This window comes from Actinomadura coerulea (assembly GCF_014208105.1).
Classification (GTDB): domain Bacteria; phylum Actinomycetota; class Actinomycetes; order Streptosporangiales; family Streptosporangiaceae; genus Spirillospora; species Spirillospora coerulea.
In genome coordinates, this window is sequence record NZ_JACHMQ010000001.1 from 2078143 (window position 1) to 2102483 (window position 24341).

General features: G+C 77.0%; 26 protein-coding genes. 7 read left to right on the forward strand and 19 right to left on the reverse strand.

Going from position 1 to position 24341, the window contains the following annotated elements; all coding sequences use genetic code 11:
- Positions 1 to 41 precede the first annotated feature (41 nt).
- From BKA00_RS40985 to BKA00_RS09635, 4 genes are all read right to left on the reverse strand, one after another.
- A complete protein-coding gene (locus BKA00_RS40985; RefSeq protein WP_221493748.1) occupies positions 42 to 206 on the reverse strand; it encodes a CDGSH iron-sulfur domain-containing protein in 165 nt (54 codons plus the stop codon).
- A gap of 103 nt (positions 207 to 309) precedes the next feature.
- Positions 310 to 1011, reverse strand: a complete 702-nt coding sequence (locus tag BKA00_RS09625) for a HemK2/MTQ2 family protein methyltransferase (RefSeq protein ID WP_185024585.1) — start codon at positions 1009 to 1011, stop codon at positions 310 to 312.
- Between the two features lie 16 nt (positions 1012 to 1027).
- Positions 1028 to 2317: an iron-containing redox enzyme family protein gene (locus BKA00_RS09630; protein WP_221493084.1), complete on the reverse strand. Its 1290-nt coding sequence runs from the start codon at positions 2315 to 2317 to the stop codon at positions 1028 to 1030.
- Positions 2318 to 2331: 14 nt separating this feature from the next.
- Positions 2332 to 3633, reverse strand: coding sequence for a carboxylate-amine ligase (locus BKA00_RS09635; RefSeq protein WP_185024586.1), 1302 nt, complete (start codon positions 3631 to 3633; stop codon positions 2332 to 2334).
- Between the two features lie 181 nt (positions 3634 to 3814).
- On the opposite strand from BKA00_RS09635, the gene BKA00_RS09640 reads away from it, so the two are divergent.
- From BKA00_RS09640 to BKA00_RS09650, 3 genes are all read left to right on the forward strand, one after another.
- Entirely contained in the window at positions 3815 to 4381 is a 567-nt protein-coding gene (locus tag BKA00_RS09640; protein WP_185024587.1) for a cysteine hydrolase family protein, read from the forward strand.
- Positions 4382 to 4388: 7 nt separating this feature from the next.
- Complete coding sequence (locus tag BKA00_RS09645; RefSeq protein ID WP_185024588.1) at positions 4389 to 5348, forward strand: GlxA family transcriptional regulator; 960 nt, start codon at positions 4389 to 4391, stop codon at positions 5346 to 5348.
- Positions 5349 to 5655: 307 nt separating this feature from the next.
- A complete protein-coding gene (locus BKA00_RS09650) occupies positions 5656 to 6447 on the forward strand; it encodes an alpha/beta fold hydrolase (protein ID WP_185024589.1) in 792 nt (263 codons plus the stop codon).
- 21 nt (positions 6448 to 6468) lie between these two features.
- Here BKA00_RS09650 and BKA00_RS09655 read toward each other — a convergent pair whose 3' ends face one another.
- Entirely contained in the window at positions 6469 to 7092 is a 624-nt protein-coding gene (locus BKA00_RS09655) for an IMPACT family protein (protein ID WP_185024590.1), read from the reverse strand.
- A gap of 42 nt (positions 7093 to 7134) precedes the next feature.
- Positions 7135 to 7914, reverse strand: a complete 780-nt coding sequence (locus BKA00_RS09660) for an HAD-IIA family hydrolase (RefSeq protein ID WP_185024591.1) — start codon at positions 7912 to 7914, stop codon at positions 7135 to 7137.
- A gap of 185 nt (positions 7915 to 8099) precedes the next feature.
- Between BKA00_RS09660 and BKA00_RS09665 the strand changes: the two genes are divergently transcribed.
- Together BKA00_RS09665 and BKA00_RS09670 are read left to right on the forward strand one after the other, a co-directional pair.
- Positions 8100 to 9887 carry a class I adenylate-forming enzyme family protein gene (locus tag BKA00_RS09665; protein ID WP_338072111.1) on the forward strand — a complete coding sequence of 596 codons (1788 nt, stop codon included), beginning with the start codon at positions 8100 to 8102 and terminating at the stop codon, positions 9885 to 9887.
- A gap of 7 nt (positions 9888 to 9894) precedes the next feature.
- Positions 9895 to 10314: a RidA family protein gene (locus BKA00_RS09670; RefSeq protein ID WP_185024592.1), complete on the forward strand. Its 420-nt coding sequence runs from the start codon at positions 9895 to 9897 to the stop codon at positions 10312 to 10314.
- Between the two features lie 79 nt (positions 10315 to 10393).
- Here the strand turns inward: BKA00_RS09670 and BKA00_RS09675 are convergent, their stop codons facing one another.
- From BKA00_RS09675 to BKA00_RS09685, 3 genes are all read right to left on the reverse strand, one after another.
- Complete coding sequence (locus BKA00_RS09675) at positions 10394 to 10969, reverse strand: TerD family protein (protein WP_185024593.1); 576 nt, start codon at positions 10967 to 10969, stop codon at positions 10394 to 10396.
- A 142-nt stretch (positions 10970 to 11111) separates the two neighbouring features.
- Entirely contained in the window at positions 11112 to 12926 is a 1815-nt protein-coding gene (locus BKA00_RS09680) for an acyl-CoA dehydrogenase family protein (RefSeq protein ID WP_185024594.1), read from the reverse strand.
- The gene (locus tag BKA00_RS09685) at positions 12923 to 13954 is read right to left on the reverse strand and encodes an ACP S-malonyltransferase (protein ID WP_185024595.1); all 1032 of its coding nucleotides are present in this window, start codon (positions 13952 to 13954) and stop codon (positions 12923 to 12925) included. Before BKA00_RS09685 ends, BKA00_RS09680 begins: the two co-directional genes overlap by 4 nt.
- A gap of 151 nt (positions 13955 to 14105) precedes the next feature.
- Between BKA00_RS09685 and BKA00_RS09690 the strand changes: the two genes are divergently transcribed.
- The gene (locus BKA00_RS09690; protein ID WP_185024596.1) at positions 14106 to 15164 is read left to right on the forward strand and encodes a 3-oxoacyl-ACP synthase III family protein; all 1059 of its coding nucleotides are present in this window, start codon (positions 14106 to 14108) and stop codon (positions 15162 to 15164) included.
- 92 nt (positions 15165 to 15256) lie between these two features.
- Here BKA00_RS09690 and BKA00_RS09695 read toward each other — a convergent pair whose 3' ends face one another.
- The 9 genes from BKA00_RS09695 to BKA00_RS09735 all read right to left on the reverse strand — a co-directional run bounded on the left by BKA00_RS09695 (position 15257) and on the right by BKA00_RS09735 (position 23117).
- A complete protein-coding gene (locus tag BKA00_RS09695) occupies positions 15257 to 15709 on the reverse strand; it encodes a DoxX family protein (RefSeq protein WP_185024597.1) in 453 nt (150 codons plus the stop codon).
- Positions 15710 to 15889: 180 nt separating this feature from the next.
- Positions 15890 to 17293, reverse strand: coding sequence for a hypothetical protein (locus tag BKA00_RS09700; RefSeq protein WP_185024598.1), 1404 nt, complete (start codon positions 17291 to 17293; stop codon positions 15890 to 15892).
- A complete protein-coding gene (locus tag BKA00_RS09705) occupies positions 17290 to 17769 on the reverse strand; it encodes a hypothetical protein (RefSeq protein ID WP_221493085.1) in 480 nt (159 codons plus the stop codon). Before BKA00_RS09705 ends, BKA00_RS09700 begins: the two co-directional genes overlap by 4 nt.
- Positions 17766 to 18920: a molybdopterin-dependent oxidoreductase gene (locus BKA00_RS09710; RefSeq protein WP_185024599.1), complete on the reverse strand. Its 1155-nt coding sequence runs from the start codon at positions 18918 to 18920 to the stop codon at positions 17766 to 17768. The genes BKA00_RS09705 and BKA00_RS09710 overlap by 4 nt, the downstream gene beginning before the upstream one ends.
- On the reverse strand, positions 18917 to 19549 hold the full coding sequence (locus BKA00_RS09715; protein ID WP_185024600.1) for a class I SAM-dependent methyltransferase: 633 nt from the start codon (positions 19547 to 19549) through the stop codon (positions 18917 to 18919). The genes BKA00_RS09710 and BKA00_RS09715 overlap by 4 nt, the downstream gene beginning before the upstream one ends.
- The gene (locus BKA00_RS09720) at positions 19546 to 20229 is read right to left on the reverse strand and encodes a TIGR04282 family arsenosugar biosynthesis glycosyltransferase (RefSeq protein WP_185024601.1); all 684 of its coding nucleotides are present in this window, start codon (positions 20227 to 20229) and stop codon (positions 19546 to 19548) included. Before BKA00_RS09720 ends, BKA00_RS09715 begins: the two co-directional genes overlap by 4 nt.
- The gene (locus BKA00_RS09725; protein ID WP_230298842.1) at positions 20226 to 20912 is read right to left on the reverse strand and encodes a glycosyltransferase family 2 protein; all 687 of its coding nucleotides are present in this window, start codon (positions 20910 to 20912) and stop codon (positions 20226 to 20228) included. The genes BKA00_RS09720 and BKA00_RS09725 overlap by 4 nt, the downstream gene beginning before the upstream one ends.
- Before the next feature lie 37 nt (positions 20913 to 20949).
- Entirely contained in the window at positions 20950 to 21975 is a 1026-nt protein-coding gene (locus BKA00_RS09730; RefSeq protein WP_185024602.1) for an NAD-dependent epimerase/dehydratase family protein, read from the reverse strand.
- An 83-nt stretch (positions 21976 to 22058) separates the two neighbouring features.
- The gene (locus BKA00_RS09735; protein ID WP_185024603.1) at positions 22059 to 23117 is read right to left on the reverse strand and encodes an aminotransferase class V-fold PLP-dependent enzyme; all 1059 of its coding nucleotides are present in this window, start codon (positions 23115 to 23117) and stop codon (positions 22059 to 22061) included.
- Between the two features lie 84 nt (positions 23118 to 23201).
- On the opposite strand from BKA00_RS09735, the gene BKA00_RS09740 reads away from it, so the two are divergent.
- On the forward strand, positions 23202 to 24107 hold the full coding sequence (locus BKA00_RS09740) for a LysR family transcriptional regulator (RefSeq protein WP_185024604.1): 906 nt from the start codon (positions 23202 to 23204) through the stop codon (positions 24105 to 24107).
- On the opposite strand, the gene BKA00_RS09745 is transcribed toward BKA00_RS09740, so the two are convergent.
- Positions 24104 to 24301, reverse strand: coding sequence for a hypothetical protein (locus BKA00_RS09745; protein WP_185024605.1), 198 nt, complete (start codon positions 24299 to 24301; stop codon positions 24104 to 24106). The two genes, BKA00_RS09740 and BKA00_RS09745, sit on opposite strands and share 4 nt — an antisense overlap.
- Positions 24302 to 24341: the final 40 nt, after the last annotated feature.

A 24341-nucleotide genomic window follows, 5' to 3' on the forward strand; every position in this document is an offset into this window, starting at 1 on the left:
CCCGCCGCGCGCGACGGCGCGCGGCGGGCCCGCCGCCCGCGTCAGTCGCGGCGGCGCCGGCGGTGGCTGGTGTCGCAGAACGGGTACGCGCGGCTGCGGCGGCACGCGCACAGCGCCACCAGCCACCGGTCCGACACCGCCGTCGACCCGTCCTCCATCACGACCTCCACCGGCCCCTCCACCAGGACCGGCCCGCCCGGCACCATCCGCACCCGCCGCCGCTCCCGGCCGCCCGGCCCCTCCCCGGCCGGATCCCCGGGACGGCCCGCTGCCGCCGAACGGGTCTCAGGCCGGGTCTCAGGCCGGGCCTCAGGCAGCCCACTGGTCGCGCTCATCGCCCGCCTCCTCCTCCATCCGGTCGGCGCGCACCACCACCAGGTCCTCGTGCCGCTGCCCGTCCACCAGCAGGCCGCGCGCCCGCAGCACGTCCGCGCGGCGCCGCATCACCGGCCCGAACGGCTCGCGGTGCCGCGCCACCACCGACGCCCGCATCCCCGCGCGGCGCAGCCCCACCAGCGTGGCCGCCACCCCGTTCAGCGCCGAATGCACCACCAGCAGCGTCCCCGACGGCGACAGATGCCGGGGGGCCTGCGCGCAGATCCGGTCCAGCAGCACCCGGCCGTCCGGGCCCGCCTCCCACGCCCGCGCCCGCCCCCGCACCGACTCCGGGTCGATCTCCCCGGCCACGTACGGGGGGTTGGCGACGATCACGTCGAACTGCTCCCCCGCGACCGGCGCGAACATGTCCCCGCGCAGCACCCGCACCGGCAGCCCCCGCATCCGCGCGTTCACCCGCGCCGCCAGCACCGCCTGCGACGAGGCGTCCACCGCGACGACCTGGCAGCCCGCCCGCGCCGCGGCCAGCGCGACCGCGCCCGTCCCGGTGCCGAGCTCCAGGACCCGCGCCCCCGGCGGCGCCCCCGCCCGCGACAGCGACCTCAGCAGCGCCCGCGTCAGCAGCGAGGTGTCGGCCTGCGGCCGGTACACGCCCGGCGGCCTGAAAAGCATCATCGCCCGCCCTCCCCCTTCACCCGGCCACCGGCGCGGCCGCCGGCGCGTCACCCACCACATCGGCCCCGATCCCGGGGCCCGCGTCCACCGCATCGGCGAGCGGGCGCCGCAGCGCCGAGCGGCCCGCCCGCCAGCACCCCAGCAGATGGTCGCCCAACCGGCCCTCCAGCAGACCCGTCGCGCGGACCCCCAGGACCACGTCCCCCGCCAGGCCCGGCTCGGCCTCCAGCAGCCCGCCGATCACCTCGTGGCGCAGCACCTGCTCGTGGACGGCGTCGGCCTCGATGTGCTCGGTGTGGAACAGCAGGGCGCGCGGACCGGCGCCCAGCCGCTCCAGCGCCCGCGCCATCCGCCGCGCCGACGGCGCCGTGGTGATCTCCGCCGCGGCGAAGTGCCCCACCAGCGCGGCCCGCAGCGACCGGTGCAGCCCGAACAGCGACATCATGTTCACCGTCGCCAGCATCACCGCCGGCGCCGCGTCCACGTACGCGCCGTAGGACGGGTCGAGGCCCAGCTCGTCCAGCAGATCGGCGTACAGGCCCTGGTGCGTCATCTCCGCACGGCCGCCGCCGAACTCGTCGTTCTCCACCGCCGCCAGCGCCGCCTTGGCCCGGCCCCGCAGCCGGGGGATCACCCACGCGTGCGGGTCGGCCTCCTTCAGGTGGTACACCGACCGCAGCGCCGCGTACTCGCGCATCTGCCCCCAGGTGCCCTCGTCGCGCAGATGGTGGGAGACGCCGCGCGCGTCGACCGGCTCGACCAGGAGCTCCTCCAGCGCCTCCTGCACGTCCCCGGCCGCCTCCGGACCGGCGGCCCGCCACGCGTCGCGGCGCAGCGCCGCCAGGAACACCGCCTCCATCGCCCCGCGCAGCCGCAGCAGCCCCGGATCCCACTCCCAGTCCGGGTCCACGCCCGCGAACCCCTGGTAGTGCAGCTCGTAGCAGGTGTGCAGCGCCAGCTGCAGATCCTCCCCGTAGGGGTCGCAGGACCGCGCCTCGGCGACCAGCCCGGCAAGCCCCGGAACGCCCGGCGGGTCATCGCGGAGGGGGCCGGGGGGCGGGCCCGAGGCCAGGAGGCCCGCCACGGCCCGCGACAGCGGCCCGTGCGGCGCCGGCAGCGCCGGGGCCCGGTCCGCGCGCGCCCGGACGGGACCGAGCGACGACCCGAATCCGAAACCGGACGCCGAACCCCGCACGGGACCCGACGCGGCGTCCGGCCCGGCGCCCGGCGCGGGTGCGGTCCCGCGGCCGGTCCCCGGGCCGGGCTCGGGACCGCGAGAGGGCGGTCGGTCCTGATGAACGGTCATGTCATCCTCCGTCGTCAAGGGGCGTCCGGCTCCGGTACCCGCTCACCCGCGTCCCATACGCCCGGTTTCGCCCCCGGAGTCGCGCCCGGCGGCTCCCCCGGCCCCTCGACGGCCCCGTCCACCGGCCCGCCCGCGGAGCCCGGCCCGCCGCCAAGCCCCGTACCGGGCCCCGTGCCCTCGGGGGCCAGGCCGCCGGACTCGGTCTGCCGGACCAGCATGTCCACCACCGCGCGCGGCCCGCCCCGCCGCGCCGCCCGGCACTGCCGGTCGGCGCCCGTCCCCGCGCGGCGCACTCCCTCCACCAGCGTGAACACCGTGTCCAGGTCCCCGGCCGCCTCCAGGGCCGGGGCCGCGCGGGCGACCATGCCGTCCAGCAGCCGCCACGCCGGGACCGCGCGCCGCGACACCGGGTCCACCATCGCGCCGTCCAGGCCGTGCCGGGCCGCGTTCCACAGCGCCGCCGCGCACACCTGCCCGTCCACCCGGGGCGCCTCCCGGCCCGCCGCCAGCTCCGCCAGCGCGGCGGCCACCAGGCCCCGCACCAGCGCCGCCTGGAGCACCGCCTCGTCCGCGGTCGCCGCGGCGTCCCCGGCCCGCACCTCCACCGTCGGCCACCGCGGCGACGGCCGCGCCAGCCAGAACGTCATCGCCGCGTCCACCAGGGCGCCCGACTCCACCAGCGCCGCGACCCGCGCGTCGTAGTCGGCGGCCGACGCCGACCACGGCGGCACGCCCGCGCCCGGGAACCGCGCCATCTCCATCATCCGGCGCGCCGCGTAGCGGGTCGGGCGCCCGCGGTCGAACGGCGAGTTGGCCGCCAGCGCCACCAGCACCGGCAGCCACGGCCGCAGGTGGTTCACCACCGCCACCGCCGACTCCCGGTCCGGGACGCCGACGTGCACGTGGCAGCCGCACGCCTGGTAGTCCTCGACCACGTCGCCGTAGGCGGACACGATGGCGGCGAACCGCTCGCCCCGCGCGGCCTGCGGCGGGCTGCCTCCCAGCACCGGCGTCCCCGACGCCACCAGCAGCGCGCCGCCCTCCCGCGCCGCCTCCGCCAGCCGCGCCCGCCCGTACCGCAGCTGCGCGCGCAGGCCCGCCAGGTCGTGGCAGACCCCGGTCACCGCCTCCACCTGCGACCCCAGCAACTCGGTGTGGAACGACCCGCCCGACGCCCGCCACCGGTGCGGCCCGGCCCTTTCCAGGATGTCCTCGGCGTGCCCGACGCACTCGCCCGACAGCGCGTCCACCAGCAGGAACTCCTCCTCCACCCCGAGACTGACGCCCGGCGCGTGCCCCCCAACGCCTCCGCCCATACCGAGTCCCCCTCACTCGCACAGACCCCCTCACCTCGGGGGATTCCCGCCCAGACCGTCCCCTCCCTCCCCCGCCCGAGATCCTTTACGCCGCCCTCGCCGGCCGCGCTGACCGGATCGTTCCGCATCACGCCGCGATGGTGCCTGTCCGGCGCCGCCGCGCCCGGCCAGGATCGACCCCATGAACCGAGCGCTCCTCGTCATCGACGTCCAAGAGTCCTTCCGCCGCCGCCCCAACTGGGAGGCGGTCTCGGCGCCCGACATCGCCGACCGCGCCGCCGGCGACCTGGTCGTGTGGATCCTGCACGCCGAACCCGGCAGCGGCGGCGCGTTCGACCCCGGCCTCGGCCACGTGCGCCTGATGGACGGCCTGGCCCCCGAGCCCGGCGAACCCGTCATGACCAAGACCTCCCGCAACGCGTTCACCACCACCGGCCTGCAGCAGCTGCTCACCGAGCGCGGCGTCGGCGAGGTCGCCGTCTGCGGCATCCAGACCGAGCAGTGCTGCGAGACCACCGCCCGCCTGGCCGCCGACCTCGGCTACCGCGTCACCTTCGTCACCGACGCCACCGCCACCTTCCCCATCGAGCACCGCGACGCCCCGCCCGGCCGTGCCCTGGCCGAGATCCTCGCCGACCCCGCCACCCTGCCCACCGACCAGATCATCGCCCGCACCGAGTACGCCCTGGCCGGGCGGTTCGCGGCGATCGCCTCGCTCGACGACCTCGCGCCCGCCCCGGTACGCTGACCGGATCGTGACCCGCGTCGTCTTCCTGCTGGTGCCCGGCCTGCATCTGCTCGACCTGGCCGGGCCCGCCCAGGTGTTCGGCATGGCCGCGGACGCCGGCCTGCCCTACCGGCTCGCCTACGTCGCCGACCACCCCGCACCCGTGGACCCGCGGGAGACCGCGCCGCCCTGCCCCGGCGCGCCCGCGACCGTGCCGACCGCGCAGGGCGTCCCCCTCCAGGCGTCCACCGACTGGCCCGACCTCGCCCCGGGCGACATCGCCGTGGTCCCCGGATGGCGCTGGGGCGACGCCCGGCCCCACGCCGCGCCCGTCTCCGCCCGCGCCGCGCGCCGCCTGGCCGCCCACCACGCCGCGGGCGGCACCGTCGCCAGCGTCTGCGCCGGGGCCTTCGCCCTCGCCCACGCCGGGCTGCTGGACGGGCGCCGCTGCACCACCCACCACGAACTCCAGGACGCCCTGGCCCGCCGCCACCCGCGCGCTACCGTCGTGCGCGACGTGCTGTACGTCACCGACGGCCGCGTCATCACCTCCGCCGGCATCGCCTCCGGCATCGACCTGGCCCTGCACCTGGTCGCCTCCCGGCACGGCGCCGGCGCCGCCGCCCGCACCGCCCGCGCGATGGTCGTGTACGCGCGCCGCAACGGCGACGAACCCCAGGCCAGCGCCCTGCTGCGGCACCGCGCCCACGTCAGCGACGCCGTCCACCGCGCCCAGGACCTCATCGACGCCCGCTTCGCCCGTCCCCTGCCCCTGCACGCCCTGGCGGCCGAGGCCGGCGTCAGCGAACGCACCCTGACCCGCCGCTTCACCGCCGCCACCGGCCTGACCCCGCTGCGCTACCAGCAGGAACTGCGCCTGGAACGCGCCGAGCACCTCATCGGGCAGGGCGCCACCACCGACGCCGCCGCCCGCGCCGTCGGATTCACCGACGCCCGCATGCTCCGCCGCCTGCGCGCCAGCCCCTGACCCGGCGCCCCTTCGACCGGCCCCGCGCCCCGGCCAGCCCCACGGCCCGTCCGGGCGCCGCACCAGCACCAGCACCGCCGTCGCCGCCACGAGAGCCCCCAGCAGCACGCCGAACACCCGGCCCGCAACCAGCCCGTTCAGCAGCACCCCCACCGGCGCCCCGGCGCCCGCAACCTCGCCCAGCCCACCCGCACCGGCAGACCGCCCCGCCGAAAAGATCGTCCGGGAGGTGTCCGCCGGGGCTCGGCGCGTTCGTCGCTGGGGACGAGCGGCCACGCAAAGCCAGCCATCTGGGAAGGAACCCCTCATGGACATCACGCACTCCAAGGACGGCACCCGCATCGCCATCGACCGGACCGGCGAGGGGCCCGCCCTGATCCATGTCGGCGGCGCCCTCAACGACCGCGGCTCGGGCGCCGCGCTCGCCGGGCTGCTGGCCCCGCGCCGCACCGTCCTCACCTACGACCGCCGGGGACGCGGCGACAGCGGCGACACCCCGCCCTACGCCGTCGAACGCGAGATCGAGGACCTGGCCGCCGTCATCGAGGCCGCCGGCGGGTCCGCCGCGGTGTACGGGATGTCGTCCGGCGCCGTCCTGGCGCTGCGCGCCGCCGCGCACGGCCTGCCCATCACGCGGCTCGCGCTGTTCGAGCCGCCCTTCAACCCCGCCCACGACGACCGCCTCACCCGCGCCCGCGCCTACAGCACCGAGCTGACCGGCCTGCTCGCCGACGGGCGCCGCGGGGACGCCCTCGCCCTGTTCATGACCGTCGTCGGGATGCCGGAGGAGACGGTCCGCCAGATGAGGGGCGCGCCGATGTGGCCCGCGCTGGAGGAGCTCGCGCCCACCCTCGCCTACGACTCGGCGGTCATGGACGACGCCGCCACGGGCGCCGAGCTGCCGCGTGACCTGCTCGCGAGCGTCCCGGTCCCGGCCCTGGTGCTGGACGGCGGCGCCAGCCCCGCCTGGATGCGCGACATCGCGCACCGCACCGCCGAGCTCCTGCCCGCCGGGACGCACCGCACCCTGCACGGCCAGACCCACGACGTCGACCCCGCCGCGCTCGCCCCTGCCCTGGAGGAGTTCCTCACCGGCTGAGCGGCCCGGGCCCGCGCCCCGTCAGGGGACGGGCACCTCGATGTGGCCGGGCGCGCCGCGCCGCGTCCAGGCGCGCCCGGCGGTGACCTGCGCGGCCCACGCCTCGAACGCCTCCAGCTCCTGGACGGGAACCGCCACGTCGGCCTGCACGCCCGTCCCGTAGCGGACGTCGCCGGGCTGGTGCCCGCGGGCGTGCAGGTCGCCCAGGAACCGCCCCGCGAGCGCGTGGTCCACGCCGACGGTGACCGTCACGACCGGGCGCAGCTCCACGACGCCGACGGCGTCCAGGGCGTCGGCGACCGCCTGCCCGTAGGCGCGCGCCAGGCCGCCCGCGCCGAGCTTCACCCCGCCGAAGTAGCGGGTGACGACCGCGGCGGTGCCAGTCAGCCCGCGCCGCACCAGCACCTCCAGCATCGGGATGCCCGCCGTCCCGGCCGGTTCGCCGTCGTCGCCGCTCCTGGTGATCTCGCCGTGCTCGCCGACGACGTAGGCGGTGCAGTTGTGGGTGGCGTCGCGGTGCGCGCGCCGGTGCGCGGCGATGAACGCCGCCGCCTCCGCCTCGTCGGCGGCGCGGGCGAGCGTGCAGACGAACCGGGACCTGCGGACCTCCAGCTCCACCGAGCCGCCCTGTCTGATCGTGCGCATGGCGCCTGCGAGTCTACGGCGGCGGCCGGGCGGGCGGGCGGGTCAGACCAGGTCGATGAGGTCGGCGATGGAGGACACGACGCGGTGCGGGCGGAACGGGAACCGGGCGATCTCGTCCTTGCGGGTGACGCCGGTCAGCACCAGGATCGTCTCCAGCCCGGCCTCGACGCCGGCGACGATGTCGGTGTCCATGCGGTCGCCGATCATCGCGGTGCTCTCGCTGTGCCCGCCGACCACGTTCAGCGCCGTGCGCATCATCAGCGGGTTCGGCTTGCCGACGAAGTAGGGCTCCACGCCCGTCGCCCGGGTGATCATCGCGGCGACGGCGCCGCACGCCGGCAGCGAGCCCTCCGGCGACGGGCCGATCGGGTCGGGGTTGGTCGCCACGAACCGGGCGCCGCCCTCGATCAGCCGGATCGCGCGGGTGATCTGGGAGAAGCTGTAGGTGCGGGTCTCGCCGAGCACCACGTAGTCGGGGTCGATGTCGGTGAGGACGAAGTCCGCCTCGTGCAGCGCCGTCGTCAGGCCCGCCTCCCCGATCACGTAGGCCGACCCCTCGGGCCGCTGGTCGGCCAGGAACCGGGCGGTGGCCAGCGCCGAGGTCCAGATCGCCTCGGGCGGGACGGCCAGCCCGGCCGCCGCCAGGCGGGCCGACAGGTCCCGCCGGGTGTAGATCGAGTTGTTGGTCAGGATGAGGAACGGCTTTCCGGACGCCGCCAGGCGGCGGACGAACTCCTCGGCGCCGGGGACGGGACGGCCCTCGTGCACCAGGACGCCGTCCATGTCCGACAACCAGTACTCGATCGGCTTGCGCTCGGTCATGCCCCCATTGTCGCAGGCAGGGATCTTCCTCGGGACCGTCGGCCCGCACCGGTCCGCCCGGGGCCCCGCGTCGCCGGGGCGTTGACCCGGGTGTGACGTGGACCATACATTTTCGGAAACGGCGCACCGAATCGTGTTCGGCGGACGGGCCGCCCGGCGGTGCGCCCACCCGCGGGAGGCGCGACGTGCAGGACCGGGACGTGCAACACCGGGACGAGGAGGGCCCCGGGCGGCCGCTGGCGAGCATCGCCGAGGTCCGGGCGGCGATGACGGCGCCGGGGCAGCCGTTCGAGATGGCCGAGGCGCGGATCCGCGGCGTGCGGACCCGCGTGTGGAAGAACGCCCCGCACACCCTGCGCGACGTCCTGGAGCTCTCCCGCCTCCACGGCGACAAGGACTTCCTCGTCTACGGGGACGACCGGCTCACCTTCGCCGAGCACCACGCGCGGGCGGCCGCGTTCGCGCGGGCCCTCGTCGACCGGTACGGGATCGCCAAGGGCGACCGGGTCGCGATCGCCATGCGCAACTACCCCGAGTGGTCGGTGGCGTTCTTCGGCGCCGCCGTCGCCGGAGCCGTCGTGGTCCCCCTGAACGCCTGGTGGAGCGCCGCGGAACTGGAGTACGGGCTGGCCGACAGCGGCGCCAGGGTCCTGGTCGCCGACGCCGGGCGCGCCGAGCGGCTCGCGGGCGTCCTGCCGGGCCTGGGCGTGGCGTGCCTGGTCGCGCGGGCGGACGGCGCCGTGCCCGCGGGCGCCGAGGCGTTCGAGGACGCCGCAGGCGGCCCGCCCGCCGCGCCCTCCGAGGCGTCCCCGCCCGGCGGCGCTCTGCCCGATATGCCGCTGCCCGACGTGCCGCTCGGCCCCGAGGACGAGGCCACGATCTTCTACACCTCCGGCACCACCGGACGGCCCAAGGGCGCCCTCGGCACGCACCGCAACATCGCCGGCAACCCCGTGAGCCTCGCCTACGGGATCATGTCGGCGGGCGTGCGGGCCGGCCGCACGGTCGAGGAGCTCGCGGCGCCGCAGCCGCGCGTGACGCTGCTGAGCGTCCCGTTCTTCCACGCCACCGGCTGCCACTCGGTGCTGGTGTCCAGCGCCCTGCAGGGCGGCACCGTGGTGCTGATGTACAAGTGGGACGTCCGAAGGGCGCTGGAGCTGATCGAGCGGGAGCGGGTCACCGGGTTCGGCGGCGTGCCGACGATGGCCTGGCAGGTCCTGACCTCCCCCGACTTCGCCGAGTTCGACACCTCCAGCCTCACCGGCGTCAGCTACGGCGGCGCGCCGGCCGCGCCCGCCCTCGTCGACAAGATCAGGGAGCGGCTGCCCGAGCGGATGCCCGGCAACGGCTACGGCCTCACCGAGACCTCCTCGGTCACCACCTACAACGGCGGCGTGAACTACCTGGAGCGGCCCGACAGCGTCGGCCCGCCCGTCGCGGTCTGCGACGTCAGGGTCGTGGGGCCCGCCGGGGAGGAGCTGCCGGCCGGCGAGGTCGGCGAGCTGCTCATCAAGGGGCCCAACGTCATCAAGGGTTACTGGAACCGGCCGGAGGCGACCGCCGCGGCGTTCGCGGACGGCTGGTTCCACAGCGGCGACCTGGCCCGCCTGGACGACGACGGGTTCGTCTACATCGTCGACCGCGCCAAGGACATGCTGATCCGCGGCGGCGAGAACATCTACTGCGCCGAGGTCGAGGCCGCCCTGTACGAGCATCCCGCCGTCGCCGACTGCGCCGTGATCGGCGTCCCCCACCAGGTGCTCGGCGAGGAGGTCGGCGCGGTCGTCGTGCCGCGCCCCGGCGCCGCGGTGTCCGCGAGCGGGCTCCGGGAGTTCCTGGGCGGGCGGATCGCCGCGTTCAAGGTGCCCGCGCACGTGTGGTTCCGCGAGCAGGGCCTGCCCCGCAACCCCGGCGGCAAGATCCTCAAGACGCGGCTGCGCGAGGAGCTGCTCGGCCGCCCGCCGGTATCGTGATCTTGTGATGAGCGACGAACCGGCCCCCGCCCACCGCCAGATCGACGCGCCGGGCCTGGCGCCCGGGCCCGGATACAGCCATGCCGTCTCCGTCGACGTGCCGGGCCGGCTCGTGGTGATCAGCGGCCAGATCCCGCTGGACCCGGCCGGGAACCTGGTCGGCCCCGGCGACCTGGAGGCCCAGACCCGACAGGTGTTCGCCAACCTGGAGACCGCGCTCACCGCCGCCGGCGCCCGCTGGGAGCACGTCGTGCGGCTCGGCTACTTCCTGCGCGACGCCGGCGGCGCCCCGGTCGTGCGCGCGGTGCGCGCCGAGTTCGTCCCGAAGGGCGTCGCGCCCGCCGCGTCTCTGGTCGAGGTGTCGCGCCTGGTCCGCGACGACCTGCTGGTGGAGATCGAGGCCCTCGCCGTCGTCCCCGCCGGCTGACGGTCCCGCCCGGGACCCCGGCCGGACGCGCGACGGGGCGCCCCCGGCCCGGGGGCGCCCCGTCCACGTGCGCGGACGGTCAGACGTTCACCCCGAAGTCGGAGGCGATGCCCGACAGGCCCGAGGCGTAGCCCTGGCCCACCGCGCGGAACTTCCACTCGGCGCCGTTGCGGTACAGCTCGCCGAACACCATCGCGGTCTCGGTCGAGGCGTCCTCCGACAGGTCGTAGCGCGCGATCTCGCTGTTGTCGGCCTGGTTCACCACGCGGATGAAGGCGTTGCGGACCTGGCCGAAGCTCTGCTGGCGCTTGTCGGCGTCGTAGATCGACACCGGGAAAACGATCTTGGAGATCTCGGCGGGGACGGTGCTCAGGTTCACCTTGATCGCCTCGTCGTCGCCCTCGCCCTCACCGGTGAGGTTGTCGCCGGTGTGCTCGACCGAACCGTCGGGGCTCTTGAGGTTGTTGAAGAACACGAAGTGCTGGTCCGACAGGACCTTGTTCTCCGCCGAGCACAACAGGGCGCTGGCGTCCAGGTCGAAGTCGGTACCGGTCGTGGTCCGCACGTCCCACCCCAGACCAACCACGACGGCGGTCAGTCCGGGGGCCTCCTTGGTCAGCGAGACGTTGCCGCCCTTGCTCAGACTGACTCCCACTGTGTCTACCTCCGTATCGGCTGCGGGCGTCGTCGCCCGCGTGCGGTCTGTCTAACGAGAACGGTAGTCACCTTGCGCCGGTTCCCCCGCCTCCTTGGCGAATTCGCGGCGTGGCGTGCCGTTTCTTCCCGTATGTACCCCCTCAGGCCAGGAACGCGGCGGGCGCGGTGACGGGGGCGGGAAGATCGAACGCGGCGGCCAGCTCCTCCGCGCGGGGCGCCAGCTCGTCGCAGGTGCGGCGCCGCGCGGCCCACAGCTCGTCCAGGATCCCCGGCGGGACGACCCCCTCGTTGAGCAGGACGGCGGCGCGGCGCTCCAGCCGGTCCAGCGCGTGCAGGCGCAGGACCGGCCCGAGCGCCCGCGGCCCGGCGCCGGCGGCCGCGGCGAGGATCTCCAGGATGATCCGGTCGGCGCAGGCGGTGGCGGTCCGCTCGGCCAGCGCCAGGTTGCCGTTCCAGGCGGTGAAGGCGTCCTGCCCCTCGCGCAGGGCCGCCTGGACCCGTCCGGCGAGCCGGTCGCGCGTACGGCGCTCGGCGTCGCGCGCCAGGAACAGCCACACGCTCGGGGAGTCCAGGTCGCCGTCGTCGGGCGGCCCGAGCTCGGGTTCGGGCGGGACGTAGCGGTCGCGGTCGGCCATCGCGCGCGCGGTGTCGTAGAGGATGAGCTCGTTGTCGCCGCCGGCGTTCTGGTAGGCGTGCGTCAGGCCCCGGTAGGCGTTGAGGCGCTCGACGGCGGCGAACCCGGGGGCGCCGCTGTGCAGCCGGCACGCCGACACCGTCTCCTGCGCCTGGACCGTCGCGGCGGCCTTCAGCAGCGCCAGGTCCCGGTCGACCGCCGACCACGGCGCCCACGCGGTCGCCGGGCCGCCGCCCTCGTCCCCGGCCGCGTCCCCGGCGAGGCCCGCCGCGTGGTCCGGGGGGCGCGGGGTGGTGACGTGGGCGGCGACGGCGGTGAGGGCGTAGGCGGACGCCAGCGCCCCCAGCACCGCCTCCTGCTGGTTGCGGTAGTCGGTCAGCGGGCGGCGCGGCGCCAGCCGGCCGAGGGTGGAGCGGCCCGCCGAGTGGGCCAGCAGCATCCCGGCGGCCGCCCGGGTGATCGCGGCGGAGGCCGACACGACGCCCCGCCACACCGGCGGGGCGATGCCCATCGAGCGGGTCAGGCGCGCCGCCGCCGGACCGTGCGGGTCGTGGAAGGCCCCGTCGGCGCCGATGGACGCTCCGTCGCGCAGCCACGCCCCGTAGGGGACACGGACGTCCTCCAGCAGGACGGCGGCGTAGTCGATCTGCAGGCCGGTGGTCTCGGACGCCGGGACGATCCGCACGCCGGGCGGGACGGCGCCGCCGGGGCCGCGCAGCGGCACGGCGAACACGAACACGCCGCGCTCCTGGCCGCCGTGGACGAGGGTGGCGTAGACGGCGGCGGTCTTGGGCAGGTCCGGGTGAGCGGTGTTGGTGGGGAACTTGGCGGCCTGCGCGTCGGGGGTGCTGAGCACGAACCCGCCGGTGGCGGGGTCGTGGCGGGCGACGGTGCGGGGCGACAGATGGCTGTTGCTGCGTCCCACCTCGGTCATCAGCAGCGTGCCGAACGAGTCCATCGTCTCCAGCGACTCGCGCAGCGGCCGCGTCTCCTCCTGCCCGGCGCCGAACCGCAGGATCGGGCCGAGCGCGAGGGTGTAGTGCAGCAGCATCATGTGGAACAGCGGCGGGTCGGCGATCGCGGCGCGCTCCAGCAGCGCGCACAGCGCCGGCGGGTCGGCCAGCAGTTCACCGGCGGGCGGCGCGGCCAGCCCGGCGCGGCGCAGCCGCTCGTAGGTGAGCGCGTGCCGGCCGGGCGCGGTGAGCCCGCCGGGGACGGTGAAGAACTCCTCGGGGACGGCCTCCTCCAGCCGCGCGCGCGTCTTGGCGTCGAGGGAGGAGCCGTGCACGAACTGCCGCAGGTCGTCGGCGTCGGAGGTCACGAGGGGTCCTTTCGCTCGCCGGTGGGGGTGACGCCGGGGGCCGCCTTGCCGGTCAGCCCGTGGCGGGGGCGGTCGCGCAGCGGCGCCATCGTCCGCACGTCCGGCAGGGTGAGACGCGCGCACTGGCACAGCGCGTTGCCCGCTCCGGCCTCGGTGAACACCGTGGCGCCCGCCGCGTGGACGGCGCGCAGGGACTCCGGCAGCCGGACGGGTTCGACGATGCAGTCGGCCAGGGCGCGGTGCAGGTCGTCGTCGTCGCGGTAGGCGCGGCCGCGGACCGGCGAGTGGACCGTCAGCTCCAGGGGCCGCTGCGGGAAGCCGCGGATCATGGCGTACCACTCCTCGTCGGCGCCGGCCATCGCCGGATGGTGGGACAGGTAGGGCACCGCGAGCCGCACGGCGTTCACGCCCTGGCCGCGCGCGGCGGCGAGGACGGCCTCCAGCGGCCCGTCGGGCCCCGACACGACCGTGACGTGCGGGGCGTTGAGGCAGGCGACGACGACCTCCGGTGCGGCGGCGGCGTCGATGCAGGCGCGGGTGCGGTCCTCCCCGGCCTCCAGCAGCCCCATGCCGCCGCCCCCGCCGTGCCGGGCCAGGACGCCGACGGCGGCCACGCCCATGCGGGCACCGTCGGCGATGGAGAACGCGCCCGCGCACACCAGCGCGGCGATCTCCCCGAAGCTCTGCCCGACCGCGAAGCGGGGATGGACCCCGTGGGCGCGCAGGGCGCGGTCGACGGCGACGGACGCGGCGTAGCCGGCGAGCTGGGCGACGCCGGGGGTGCGGGCGGCCTCCCGGTAGCCGCCCGGATCGTCCATGAGGATCGAGCGCAGGCGCGGCCAGCCCTGGGGGGGCAGGCCCTCCTGCACGGCGTCCAGGACGTCGGCGACGGCGCGGGCGGCGCCGGGCCCGGTGCGGGCGAGGGCGGGCAGGTCGGGGACCCCGGCGGAGCCGGTGCCGGGGAACAGGAAGGCGCAGACGTCGTCGGGTTCGAGCTGTTCGGCCGGGCGGAATGGGGGTGCGGGCACGCGGGGTCTCCTTACCTGGAAGGAAGGCTGCCATTTCCTTTACGACAAGGGCCGCTTAGCTCTCAGTTATGGACCAAAATCCTGAAATGGGATTATTCACTTATGGGATGGGACTGACAACCGCCAGTCCGGCGATGGGGGGAGGCCCCGCATGACCGCGCCCGACACGCACCCGCCGGCCCGAGCGGACGACGGCGGAGCGGCGCGGGACGGCGGGCGGGGGTGGGCCATCCGCGGAACCGGCGCCCACCTGCCCCGCGACGTCGCGCACAGCGCCGACCTGTCCCGCTCGCTGGGCCTGGAGCCGGACTGGATCGAGCGGCGCACCGGGATCAGGCGGCGGCACGTCGCCGCTCCCGGCGAGGCCGCCTCCGACCTGGCCGCGGCCGCCGCCCGCCGGGCGCTGGAGGCCGCCGGGCTGGACGCCGCCGACCTCGGCCTGATCGTCCTCGGCACCTCCACGCCCGACGTGATCGCCCCGTCCACCGCCTGCCGCGTGCAGACGATGCTGGGCGCCCGCCGCGCCGCCGCGTTCGACATCTCCGCCGCCTGCACCGGGTTCGTGTTCGGGCTGCAGACCGCGATCGGCTGGCTGGCCACCCAGCGCGGCGCGCCCCCCTACGCGCTGGTCATCGGGGTGGAGGTCTACTCGCGGTTCCTCAACCCCGCCGACCGCGCCACCGCCGCCCTGTTCGGCGACGGCGCCGCCGCCGCGGTCGTCGGCCCCGCCCCGCCCGGGCACGGCATCGGCCCGATCACCCTCGGGTCGGACGGCTCGGGCGCGGACGACGTCCTCATCCCCGCGGGCGGCAGCCGCCTGCCCGCGAACGCCGAGACCCTCGCCGCGCTCGGCCACACCATCCACATGGACGGCCGCGCCGTCCGCGACTTCATCACCGCGATCTTCCCGCGGCTGGTGGCCGAGGCGACCGAGGCGGCCGGGGTCAAGCCCGCCGACCTGGCCCTGGTCGTCCCCCACCAGCCCAACCCGCGGCTGGTCGCCGCGCTGGCCCCGGACGCCGGGCTGGACCCGGCGCAGCTGGCGATCGTCGGGGACGAGGTCGGCAACATCGGCGCCGCCAGCATCCCCTACGCCCTCGACCGCGCCGTCCGGACGCACCGCATCGGCCCCGGCGACCTGGTGCTGCTCGCCGGCTTCGGCGCGGGCCTGACCTGGGGGCACACCCTCATCACCTGGCCCCCGCCCTGACCCCGTCCCCGCACGCCGGCCGCGGGCATGCGTGACGGTGGGGGCCCGCGAGCCCTCCGGCTCGCGGGCCCCCACCGCGCGGACGCGTCCGTTCAGCGCTTCAGCAGGCGCAGCACCTGGCGGGACTCGGCGCGCCGGTCCCAGGCGACGGCGGCGAACACGACCGCGAAGGCCACGGGCAGCAGCGCCCACGCCGGCTCCAGCACCAGCAGCTGGGTCAGGGCGGCGCCGCCCATCAGGCCGATCAGCCCGGCCGCGGCGAGCCCCGCCAGCCGCGGGACGACCAGCCCGATCGCGCCGGCGGCCTCGACGGCCCCGGTCAGGTACCGCAGCCACTGGCCCCAGCCGATCTCGTCGAAGGTCCTGACCGCGTCGGCCTGCCCGGCGAACTTGGGCAGCGCCGAGGCGAAGAACAGGAACGCGGCGAGCAGGATCTGCGCACCCCACAGCACCTTGCGCAGCGTGCGGCGGCCCCCGGCGGAGGATCGGGCGGTGGTCGGGCGGGTGGCGGTGACGCGGGTGGCGGTGTGGGTCTGGGCGCTCATGGCGGCGGTCCTTCCGTGCGCTGTCTCATCGGCTTTCACTGACGCGTCGCACAGCGGGCCGCCGGATCGACATCGCGCCCCGGATTACTTCGAGATTTTTTCCGCGGCGACGTCACCGCAGGTGGGAGGGCGGTGGACGCGGCGGATGCGGAGCAGGTGACGAGAAGTGGCCAAGCGCGTTCACCAGGGGGACAGCACGAGGGCCTGGACGGCCAGCGCGGTCACCGCCTGCGCCGCCAGCCACGCCCGCACCCGGGACCGGTCGACGGCGGCGGCGACCGTGAGCCAGGCGGCGAACGGCACCCAGATCCGCTCGACCTCGCCGCGCGTGACGCCGGACGCGTCCAGCACCAGCACGCCGAGCAGCGCCGCGCCCGCCAGCGCCGCCACCGCCGCCTCCGGCGCGAACGCCCGGGACCGCGGCCCCCGTCCCAGCACCTCCCGCCACAGGGCGCCCCGGCCGAGCCGGGCCAGGGTGCGCGGCAGCGCGTGCGCCACCGCCGGACCGGTCAGCAGGCCCAGCACCGCCAGGTTCGCGAACAGGAAGTAGGCGTAGGAGCGCTGCGCCGATCCGCGGCTGACCAGGTAGGTGTCCAGGGTGGCGCGGACGCCGTCGGGCCACCAGAACCCCAGCAGCGTGAACGCGGCCGGGACCACCACCAGCCCGGCGCCGGCGGCCACGAGCGCCCGCACCCGCGGACGGCCCAGCACCACGACGGCGAGCGGGACCGCGAACAGGGGCAGCAGCCCGTAGCTCAGATACGGCAGGCACCCCAGCAGCAGCCCGCCCGTCGCGGCCGGGGCGAGCGCCCGGTTCCGCCCGCCGCGCGCGGCGAGCGCGAGCAGGGCCGTGCCCCAGGCCGCGACGGCCAGGAAGAACGCGTCCATCGCCGTCGCGATCCACACCGCCAGCGGCGCCAGCGCCAGGAACGGCACCGCGGCCCGCGCCGCCCGCTCCCCCGCCAGGCACCGCACCGTCACCGCGATCGCCGCCGCCGCCGAAGTCCCGGCCGCGATGACGAGCGCCGCCGCCCAGCCGGTACCGCCGAGACCGGCCTTCTCCAGCGCCCACAGCACCAGCATCGGCAGCGGCGGATGCCCCCGCACGTGCGTGGTGTAGCCGCCGAGCCGCTCGGTGAAGGTCCGCAGCCACTCCAGCGGGTCGGGGCGCAGCTGCGCCAGGCCCGCCGGGTACTCGGTCGGGGCGTCCAGCGGCCGCGCGAGCGCGTCCCATCCGTCGCCGGCGGCCAGTGCCACCGTCCAGGCGGCGGAGGCCGCCCACGCGACCGGCGGCAGCGCGCGCCACGGCAGCCGGGCCGCGAGCGCGGGCAGCGCCGCCACGGCCAGGGCCGCGACGGCCGCGGCGGGCAGCAGCCGCCAGGGCGGCGGCCATTCCCGCGCCCGGGCGTGCAGCGGGGGCAGCGGGTCCTCGGTGGCCAGGCCCGCGCGCCGCAGGTACCAGCCCACGGTGAACGCCGCCGCGATCGCGGCCGCCCACACCGCGACCGCGGCCCACCCCGGCCATCCGCGCCCCGCCCGCCTCTCGGCGGCCTCCGCCCGGCCGTGCGTCTCGGTGAGCGTCATCGCCGCGTCTCCTTCCGGGACGGTCGCCGGGCGCGGGTCGCTCCGCCGCGCCCGGACACGCGCCCGGCCCGGCGGCGGGCGGTGGCCGCGCGGGCCAGAAGGACGCAGGCCGCCGCGGCGGCGATGGCGCCGAGCACGATCGCCAGGTTGCGGCCGTAGGGCAGCGGGAGGCGGGACGGCTCGTCGGCGCGGCGCCCGTAGGCCAGCACCACGGGGATCGCGACCACGGTCACGCAGGCGCCGATGACCAGCGCCGCGCGCACGACGCGCCGCTGCCCCGCGGGCACGAGGCCGGTGAGCGCCCCCGCGGCCAGGACCGCGGGAACAAGGACGGCGTCGTGCAGGACGGCCGCCCCGGCGAACCACTTCGCCCATCCGGCCAGGGGGACCTCGTCCACGATCCCGCGCAGCCCGACGCCGATGAGCGCCAGGCCCGCCGCGTACGCCGCCGCCTTCGACACGGTCCGCGCGTTCACGACACCACCAGCCGGTGGACCCACTTGGTCTGCATGACCCCGGGCCGGTTCGGGGCGATGAGGCGGCAGGGGTAGCCGTGGTCGAGGGCGAGGGGGACGCCGTTCATGCCGAGGGCCAGCAGCGTCAGCGGGTCCTGCCAGTGCGGCGGGTTGACCATCGACGTGCGGTAGAGGCCGTGGGCCTGCAGCGACTCCACCCGCACCTGCGCGTCACCGGCGACACCTGCCAGGCGCAGGACGTCGCGCAGCCGCACGCCCCGCCAGGCCGCCTCCACGCTCCAGCCCTCCACGCAGGAGATGGGCAGCCGCGCGTCGTGCTGCGGCAGCGCGCGCAGGTCGGCCAGCGACAGGGTGACGTCCCGCGCGACCCGGCCGGTGACGGTGAGGCGCCAGCGGGGGTCGCGGGCCTGGGCGGTGACGCCGGTCGCGGCGGCCGACTTGTTGACCGGGACGTCCTGCGGCCCGGTGCCGGGGCGGCGCGGCGCCAGCACCGCCAGCGGCGCCAGCGGGGTGACCGCCTCCCCCACCGTGGTGAGCGCGACGACGCCGCTCGCGCCCGCGACGGTGAGCAGGAAGCCGCGGCGCCCGACGCCGTCCTCGGGGCGGGTCATGACGGTGCGGCGCGCCTTGGCCCACTGGTCGGCGATGTGGACGACCAGCGCGCCGACCAGGATGTAGGCCGTCCAGTAGTGCGCGGTGGTGAAGTAGAACCTGAACACGTACCAGTAGGCGACGTTCAGCACCCCGGTGACGAACTGGAACAGCGCCGCGCCGACCAGGACGAACACCAGCAGCCGCTGCGCGCCGTGGACGAGGGAGCGGACCGGCGGCCACTGCCACAGCCGCGGGTAGACCGTCCACAGCTTGGCCAGCAGGAGCGGGACGGTCGCCAGCCCGCCGATGACGTGCACGCCCTGGGTGACCCGGTACAGGTTCACCGGCCGCGACGGCCACCGCATCCACCCGGCGGGCTGCTGCATGAAGTGGCTGACCAGCCCGGTCCCGAAGGACACCAGGACGCTGACGCCCAGGGCGATGCCGAGCCAGGAGGCGATCCGCTCGTCGTGCAGGCGGCTGGTGAACCGTCCCGGGATGCCGCGCAGCACGGCGGCGGGCGCGGGCGGCCTGTGCCGGCCGGGTGCGGGTCTCATGGGCGTTCCTCCACGGGGCGCAGGGTGACGAACCAGCGGTCCGCGTCCTCCCAGGTCTCGGTCACGGTCGCGGCGCACCGGGCGGCCAGCCCGGCGACGGCGTCGGCGGACACGTGCGCCCAGGGGAACCATTCGCCGACCGACCGGTCCGAGCGCAGCCGGAGCGGCTCGACCCGTGAGGCCGAGCCGGGCGGGTCGACCTCCGCCAGCACCCGGCCGCCGGGCGCCAGCAGCGTCAGGACGCGGCGCAGCAGCGCGGCGGGGTCGCCGCCGATGCCGATGTTGCCGTCGGCGAGCAGCGCGGTGCGCCAGCGCCCGGCGCCGGGCACGCGGCCGAACACGTCGCGGCACAGGGCGGGGCCGCCCGCCGCGACGGTCAGCGCGACCGCGGAGGGGGCCAGGTCGATGCCCAGCACCGGCAGGCCGCGGCGGGCCAGCGCCACCGTCAGCCGGCCCGGTCCCGAGCCGACGTCCAGGGTGGCGCCCTGGCAGCGGTCCAGCAGCCCGCCGTCACCGTCCCGCACGGCCAGCCAGTCGTGCAGCGGCAGCGGCCGGCGGCGCCCGTCGGCGTGCTCGATCTCCACCGGGGCGCGGCCCCGCAGCGCCTCCTCGTACAGTTCGCCGATCATGCCGGGACGGTCCGGTCGCCGAGGGCGCGCACGGCGGCGGCGAACAGGCCGTCCGGCGCGGCCGCGGCGACCGCGGCGGCGTCGGCGGGGGTGTCGACGTCGGTGAGCTCGGGCAGCGTCGCGGTCCGCAGCCCGGCGGCGCGCAGCCGGGCCAGCTGGACCGCGCCGGTGTCGGGGCGCGACATCGGGACGCCGCGCAGCAGCGCCGCGGCGGGCCGGCGCAGCCCGAGCAGCCAGAACCCGCCGTCGCGGGCGGGCCCGAACACCGCGTCGCGGCGGCCGAGGGCGCGCCGGGCGCGGTCGAGCAGCGCGGGCGTGACCTGCGGGGTGTCCATGCCGATGAGTACCAGCGGGCGGCCGGCGTCGGCGTCGGCGAAGGCGTGGGCCAGGCGCTCGTCCAGGCCGCCGCCGCGCTGGGCGACGACGGTGAAGCCGTCCGGCAGCCACGGCCCGGGGTCGCCGGCGAGCGCGAGGACCCGCCGGCCGGCCCTCGCGGCGGCCACGGCGGCGAGGGTGTCGCGCAGGGACGCCTCGGCGAGCGCGGCGGCCTCGGCGGCGGTGTAGGCGGGCGTGAGGCGGGTCTTCACCCGGCCGGGGACGGGCTGCTTGGCGATGACGATGATGTCGGCGAGGCCGGCGTCGTCGGGCCCGGGGCCGCCGGGGCGGGGCGCTGCGGTCATCGGGCGACCTCCGCCAGCACGCGGCGCATGTCGCGGACGGCGCGGACCGTCCCGCCGAGCGTCCCGGTGACCTTCGAGTCGCCGGTGCGGGGCCGGTAGGGCACGTCGATCTCGCCGATGCGCCAGCCGGCGCGGGCGGCGCGCAGCACCATCTCCAGGGGGTAGCCGAACCGGCGGTCCCGCAGGCCGAGGGCCAGCAGGGCGTCGCGGCGGGCGGCGCGCATCGGCCCGAGGTCGCGCAGCCGGGTCCCGGCGCGCCGGTTCAGCGACCGGGCCAGCACGGCGTTGCCCAGGCGGGCGTGCGGCGGCCACGCGCCCGGCCCGGTCGGCCGCCGCCGCCCCAGCACCAGACCCGGCGGCGGCAGGCCCGGTGACAGAGTCGGCGGCGACAGGGCGCCGAGCGCGGCGACCAGCCGGGGCAGGTCGGCGGGGTCGAGCGAGGCGTCGGCGTCCATCACGCACACCACCTCGGTCTCGGCGGCGCGCAGGCCGGCGTGGCAGGCGGCGCCGAAGCCGCGCTGCGGCGCCGCCACGACGCGGGCGCCGCGGTCCGCGGCAACGCGCGCGGAGTCGTCGGTGGAGGCGTTGTCGACCACCAGGGCGCGGAACCCCTCGGGCATCCGGTCCAGCACCCAGGGCAACGCCTCGGCCTCGTTCAGGCACGGGAGAACCACATCGATCACAGCTCAGACGCTACTTTCGGTGACGGGGCGGCGACCCTTACGAACTGGTGACGTGCGGCAGGGCGAACTCGGCCATGCCCTCGGCGAACGGCACCCGCGGGCGGAAGCCGAGCTCGCGGCGGGCGCGGTCGGGCCTGGCGACGATGTGGCGGACGTCCCCGAGCCGGTAGTCCCCGGTGACGCGGGGCCGGGGGCCGCCGAACGCGTCGGCGAGCGCGCCGGCCATGTCGCCGACGGTGCGGGGGTCGCCGCTGGCGATGTTGTAGGCGCGCAGGGCGCCGGCCTCGGGCGGGGCGGCCGCGGCGCGCTCCAGCGCCAGCGCGTTCGCGCGCGCGACGTCGCGGACGTGGACGAAGTCGCGGCGCTGCGCGCCGTCCTCGAACACCAGCGGCTCCCGCCCGTCCATCAGCCGCGACCGGAAGATCGCCGCGACGCCGGCGTAGGGGGTGTCGCGCGGCATCCGCGGCCCGTAGACGTTGTGGTAGCGCAGCGCGGCGACGAACCCGCCGGTCGCGCGCGCCCAGGACGCGGCCAGGTGCTCCTGGGCGAGCTTGGTGTCGGCGTAGGCGTTGCGGGGGCCGGGCGGGGCCTCCTCACCGACGGCACCGGGGGCGAGCGGCTGCCCGCACGCCGGGCACGGCGGCTCGAACCGCCCGGCGCGCAGCGCGTCCAGCGCGCGGGGTCCGGGGCGGACGGGTCCGTGGACGGCGCAGGTGTAGGCGCCCTCCCCGTACACGACCATCGAGGACGCCAGCACCAGGGTCCCGACGCCGGCGCGGGCCATCTCGGCCAGCAGCACGGCGGTGCCCTGCACGTTGGCGGAGGTGTAGTCGGGCAGGTCGGACACGTCGACGCCGAGGCCGACCTTGGCGGCCTGGTGGCAGACGGCGTCGACGCCCTCCAGCCGCCGCGCGACCGCGGCGGCGTCGCGGACGTCGGCGGGCGGGTCGCCGAGGCCGTCGGGGCGCGTGTCGAGCCCGCGGACCTGGTGGCCGGCGGCGGTCAGGGCCTCGGCGATGTGCGAGCCGACGAACCCGGCCGACCCGGTGAGCAGTACGTTCATGCGCACGAAGGTAGGCCGCACGGCCCGGCCGGGGCCGCCTGGACGGGCCGGTCAAGGCACCTTGTTCGAACCTTGTAAGAACTTCACCCGGCGGCCGGGAGGAGCGGGGCGATCAGTCCGACGGCCTTGTCGACGTCGGCGTCGGTGGTGCTGAGGTGGAACGCGCAGCGCAGCCGTCCGGCCCGCACGGAGGCGATGACCCCGTTGCGGCGCAGCAGGTCGGCGGCGCCCTCGGGGACGGGCACCGACACGATCGCCGAGTCGCCCGGCGGGAGGCCGAGCTCGGCGGCGAACCGGCGCGCCAGCGCCACGTCGTGGTCGTGGATCGCCGGGATCCCGACCCGCTCCAGCAGTTCCAGGGCGGGGGCGTGCCCGGCCCAGCACTGCCACGCCGGGGACAGGTCCAGTCGGCGGGCGCCGTCGGCCAGGCGCAGCGGCAGCCCGTAGACGGAGTCCCAGACGTCGGCGCCGGCGTACCAGCCGGCGCCGATGGCGGGCAGGGCGTCCAGGGCCTCGCGGGTGCCGGTCAGGAAGCAGGTCCCGCGCGGGCCGAGCAGCCACTTGTAGCCGCCGGCGACCAGCCAGTCGACGCGGTCGGCGGGCAGCGGCAGCCATCCGGCGGCCTGGGTGGCGTCCAGCAGGACGCGGGCGCCGTGCGCGCGGGCGGCGCCGACGATCTCGTCCATGGGGGCGATGCGGCCGTCGGCGGACTGCACCGCCGACACCGCGACCAGGGCGGTGCCCGCGCCGACGTGCCCGGCGATCCGCTCCAGCGGGACCGACCGGACGCTGAGGTCGGGGCGGGCGGCGAAGGGGAACAGCAGCGAGGTGAAGTCGCCGTCGGCGACCAGGACCTCGGCGCCGGCGGGCAGGGACGCCGCGACCAGCCCGGTGAAGTAGGACACCTGCGGGCCGCACGCGACCCGGTCCGCCGGGACGCCCAGCAGCCGCGCGAACGCCTCCCGGGACCGTGCGACCGCCTCGTCCAGCGCGCCGGGGTCCAGCAGCCCGGCGGCCCGGTCGCGTTCGGCGGCGAGCATCGCCTCGTGCGCGGCGCGCGGCGGCAGCCCGTAGGTGGCGGTGTTGAGGAAGGCGACGCCGGCGCCGAACTCGCGCTGCGCCTGCGGCAGGGAAAGGGTCATACCCCGATCGTGGGGCCTCGGGAGGCCATAGCACAAAGTGCGGTTTTCTTGGTTTCCCATCAGCGGTGTTGATACCTTGCGTCGATGCTGGACCTGCATCGGGGCCGGATCCTGCGCGAGGTGGCGCGGCTCGGGTCGATGACCGCCGCCGCCCGGTCCCTGGCCTACACCCAGCCCGCGGTGTCGCACCACATCGCCCGTCTGGAGGCCGTGGTCGGCACGCCCTTGGTGGTCCGGCACGGCCGGGGCGTGCGGCTGACCGAGGCGGGCCGGGTGCTGGTCGAGCACGTCGAGGACGTGCTGGCCCGCATGGGCGACGCCGAGGAGCGGATCGCCGCGATCGCCGGGCTGCGCGCCGGCCGGGTGCGGGCCGCGGTGTTCCCCACGGCGGCGGGCGGGCTGCTGCCCGACGCCCTGGTCCGGCTGCGGGCCCGCGCTCCGGGGGTGTCGGTGACGCTGGTGGACGCCGAGCCGCCCGAGGCGCTGGCGCTGCTGCGCGCCGGGGAGGCCGACATCGCGGTGGTGTTCCGGCACGCGTCCATGCCGCCCGAGGCCGACGCGCGGTTCCGTGAGGTCGCGCTGTGCGAGGACCCGCTGCGGCTGCTGGTCCCGGCCGCGCATCCGCTGGCGTCGGCGCGGCGGCCGCGGCTGGAGGACCTCGCCGGGGAGACGTGGGCGTCGGGCTGCGCGCGGTGCCGCGACCATCTGCGGTGGGCGTGCGCGCGGGCCGGGTTCACCCCCGACATCGCCTTCGCCACCGAGGACCATGTCGCCGTCCAGCGGCTGGTCGCGCGGGGCCTGGCCGTGACGACGCTGCCGGGGCTGGCGCTCGCCCTGCACACCGAGCCGGGCGTGGCGCTGCCCGGCGTGCGCGGCCTCGGCGGCCGCAGCATCAGCGCGGTCGTCGCCGCGGGCCCGCGTCCGCCCGCGGTCGCGGCGCTGCTGGACGAACTCGCCGCCGCCTCCACCGCCTCCGGCGCGGCGGGCTAGCGGCGGCGGTCAGGACAGGCGCAGGTCAGGACAGGCGGCGGTGCAGGTCGGTGAGGCGGCTCGCGGCGGCCGGCCGGCCGCTCCTCGTCGTTGACGGAGTAGCCGCGTTCGCGGCGGAGCACCGCCGCGGAGCGGTCCACCGTCTGCCTGCCCGGCTTGGGGTTGTGCGTCCCTTCCGCTCGGTCGTCCTTCACGGATCCCATCCTCCCACCGCGCGCGGCGCCGGGGCGGCGG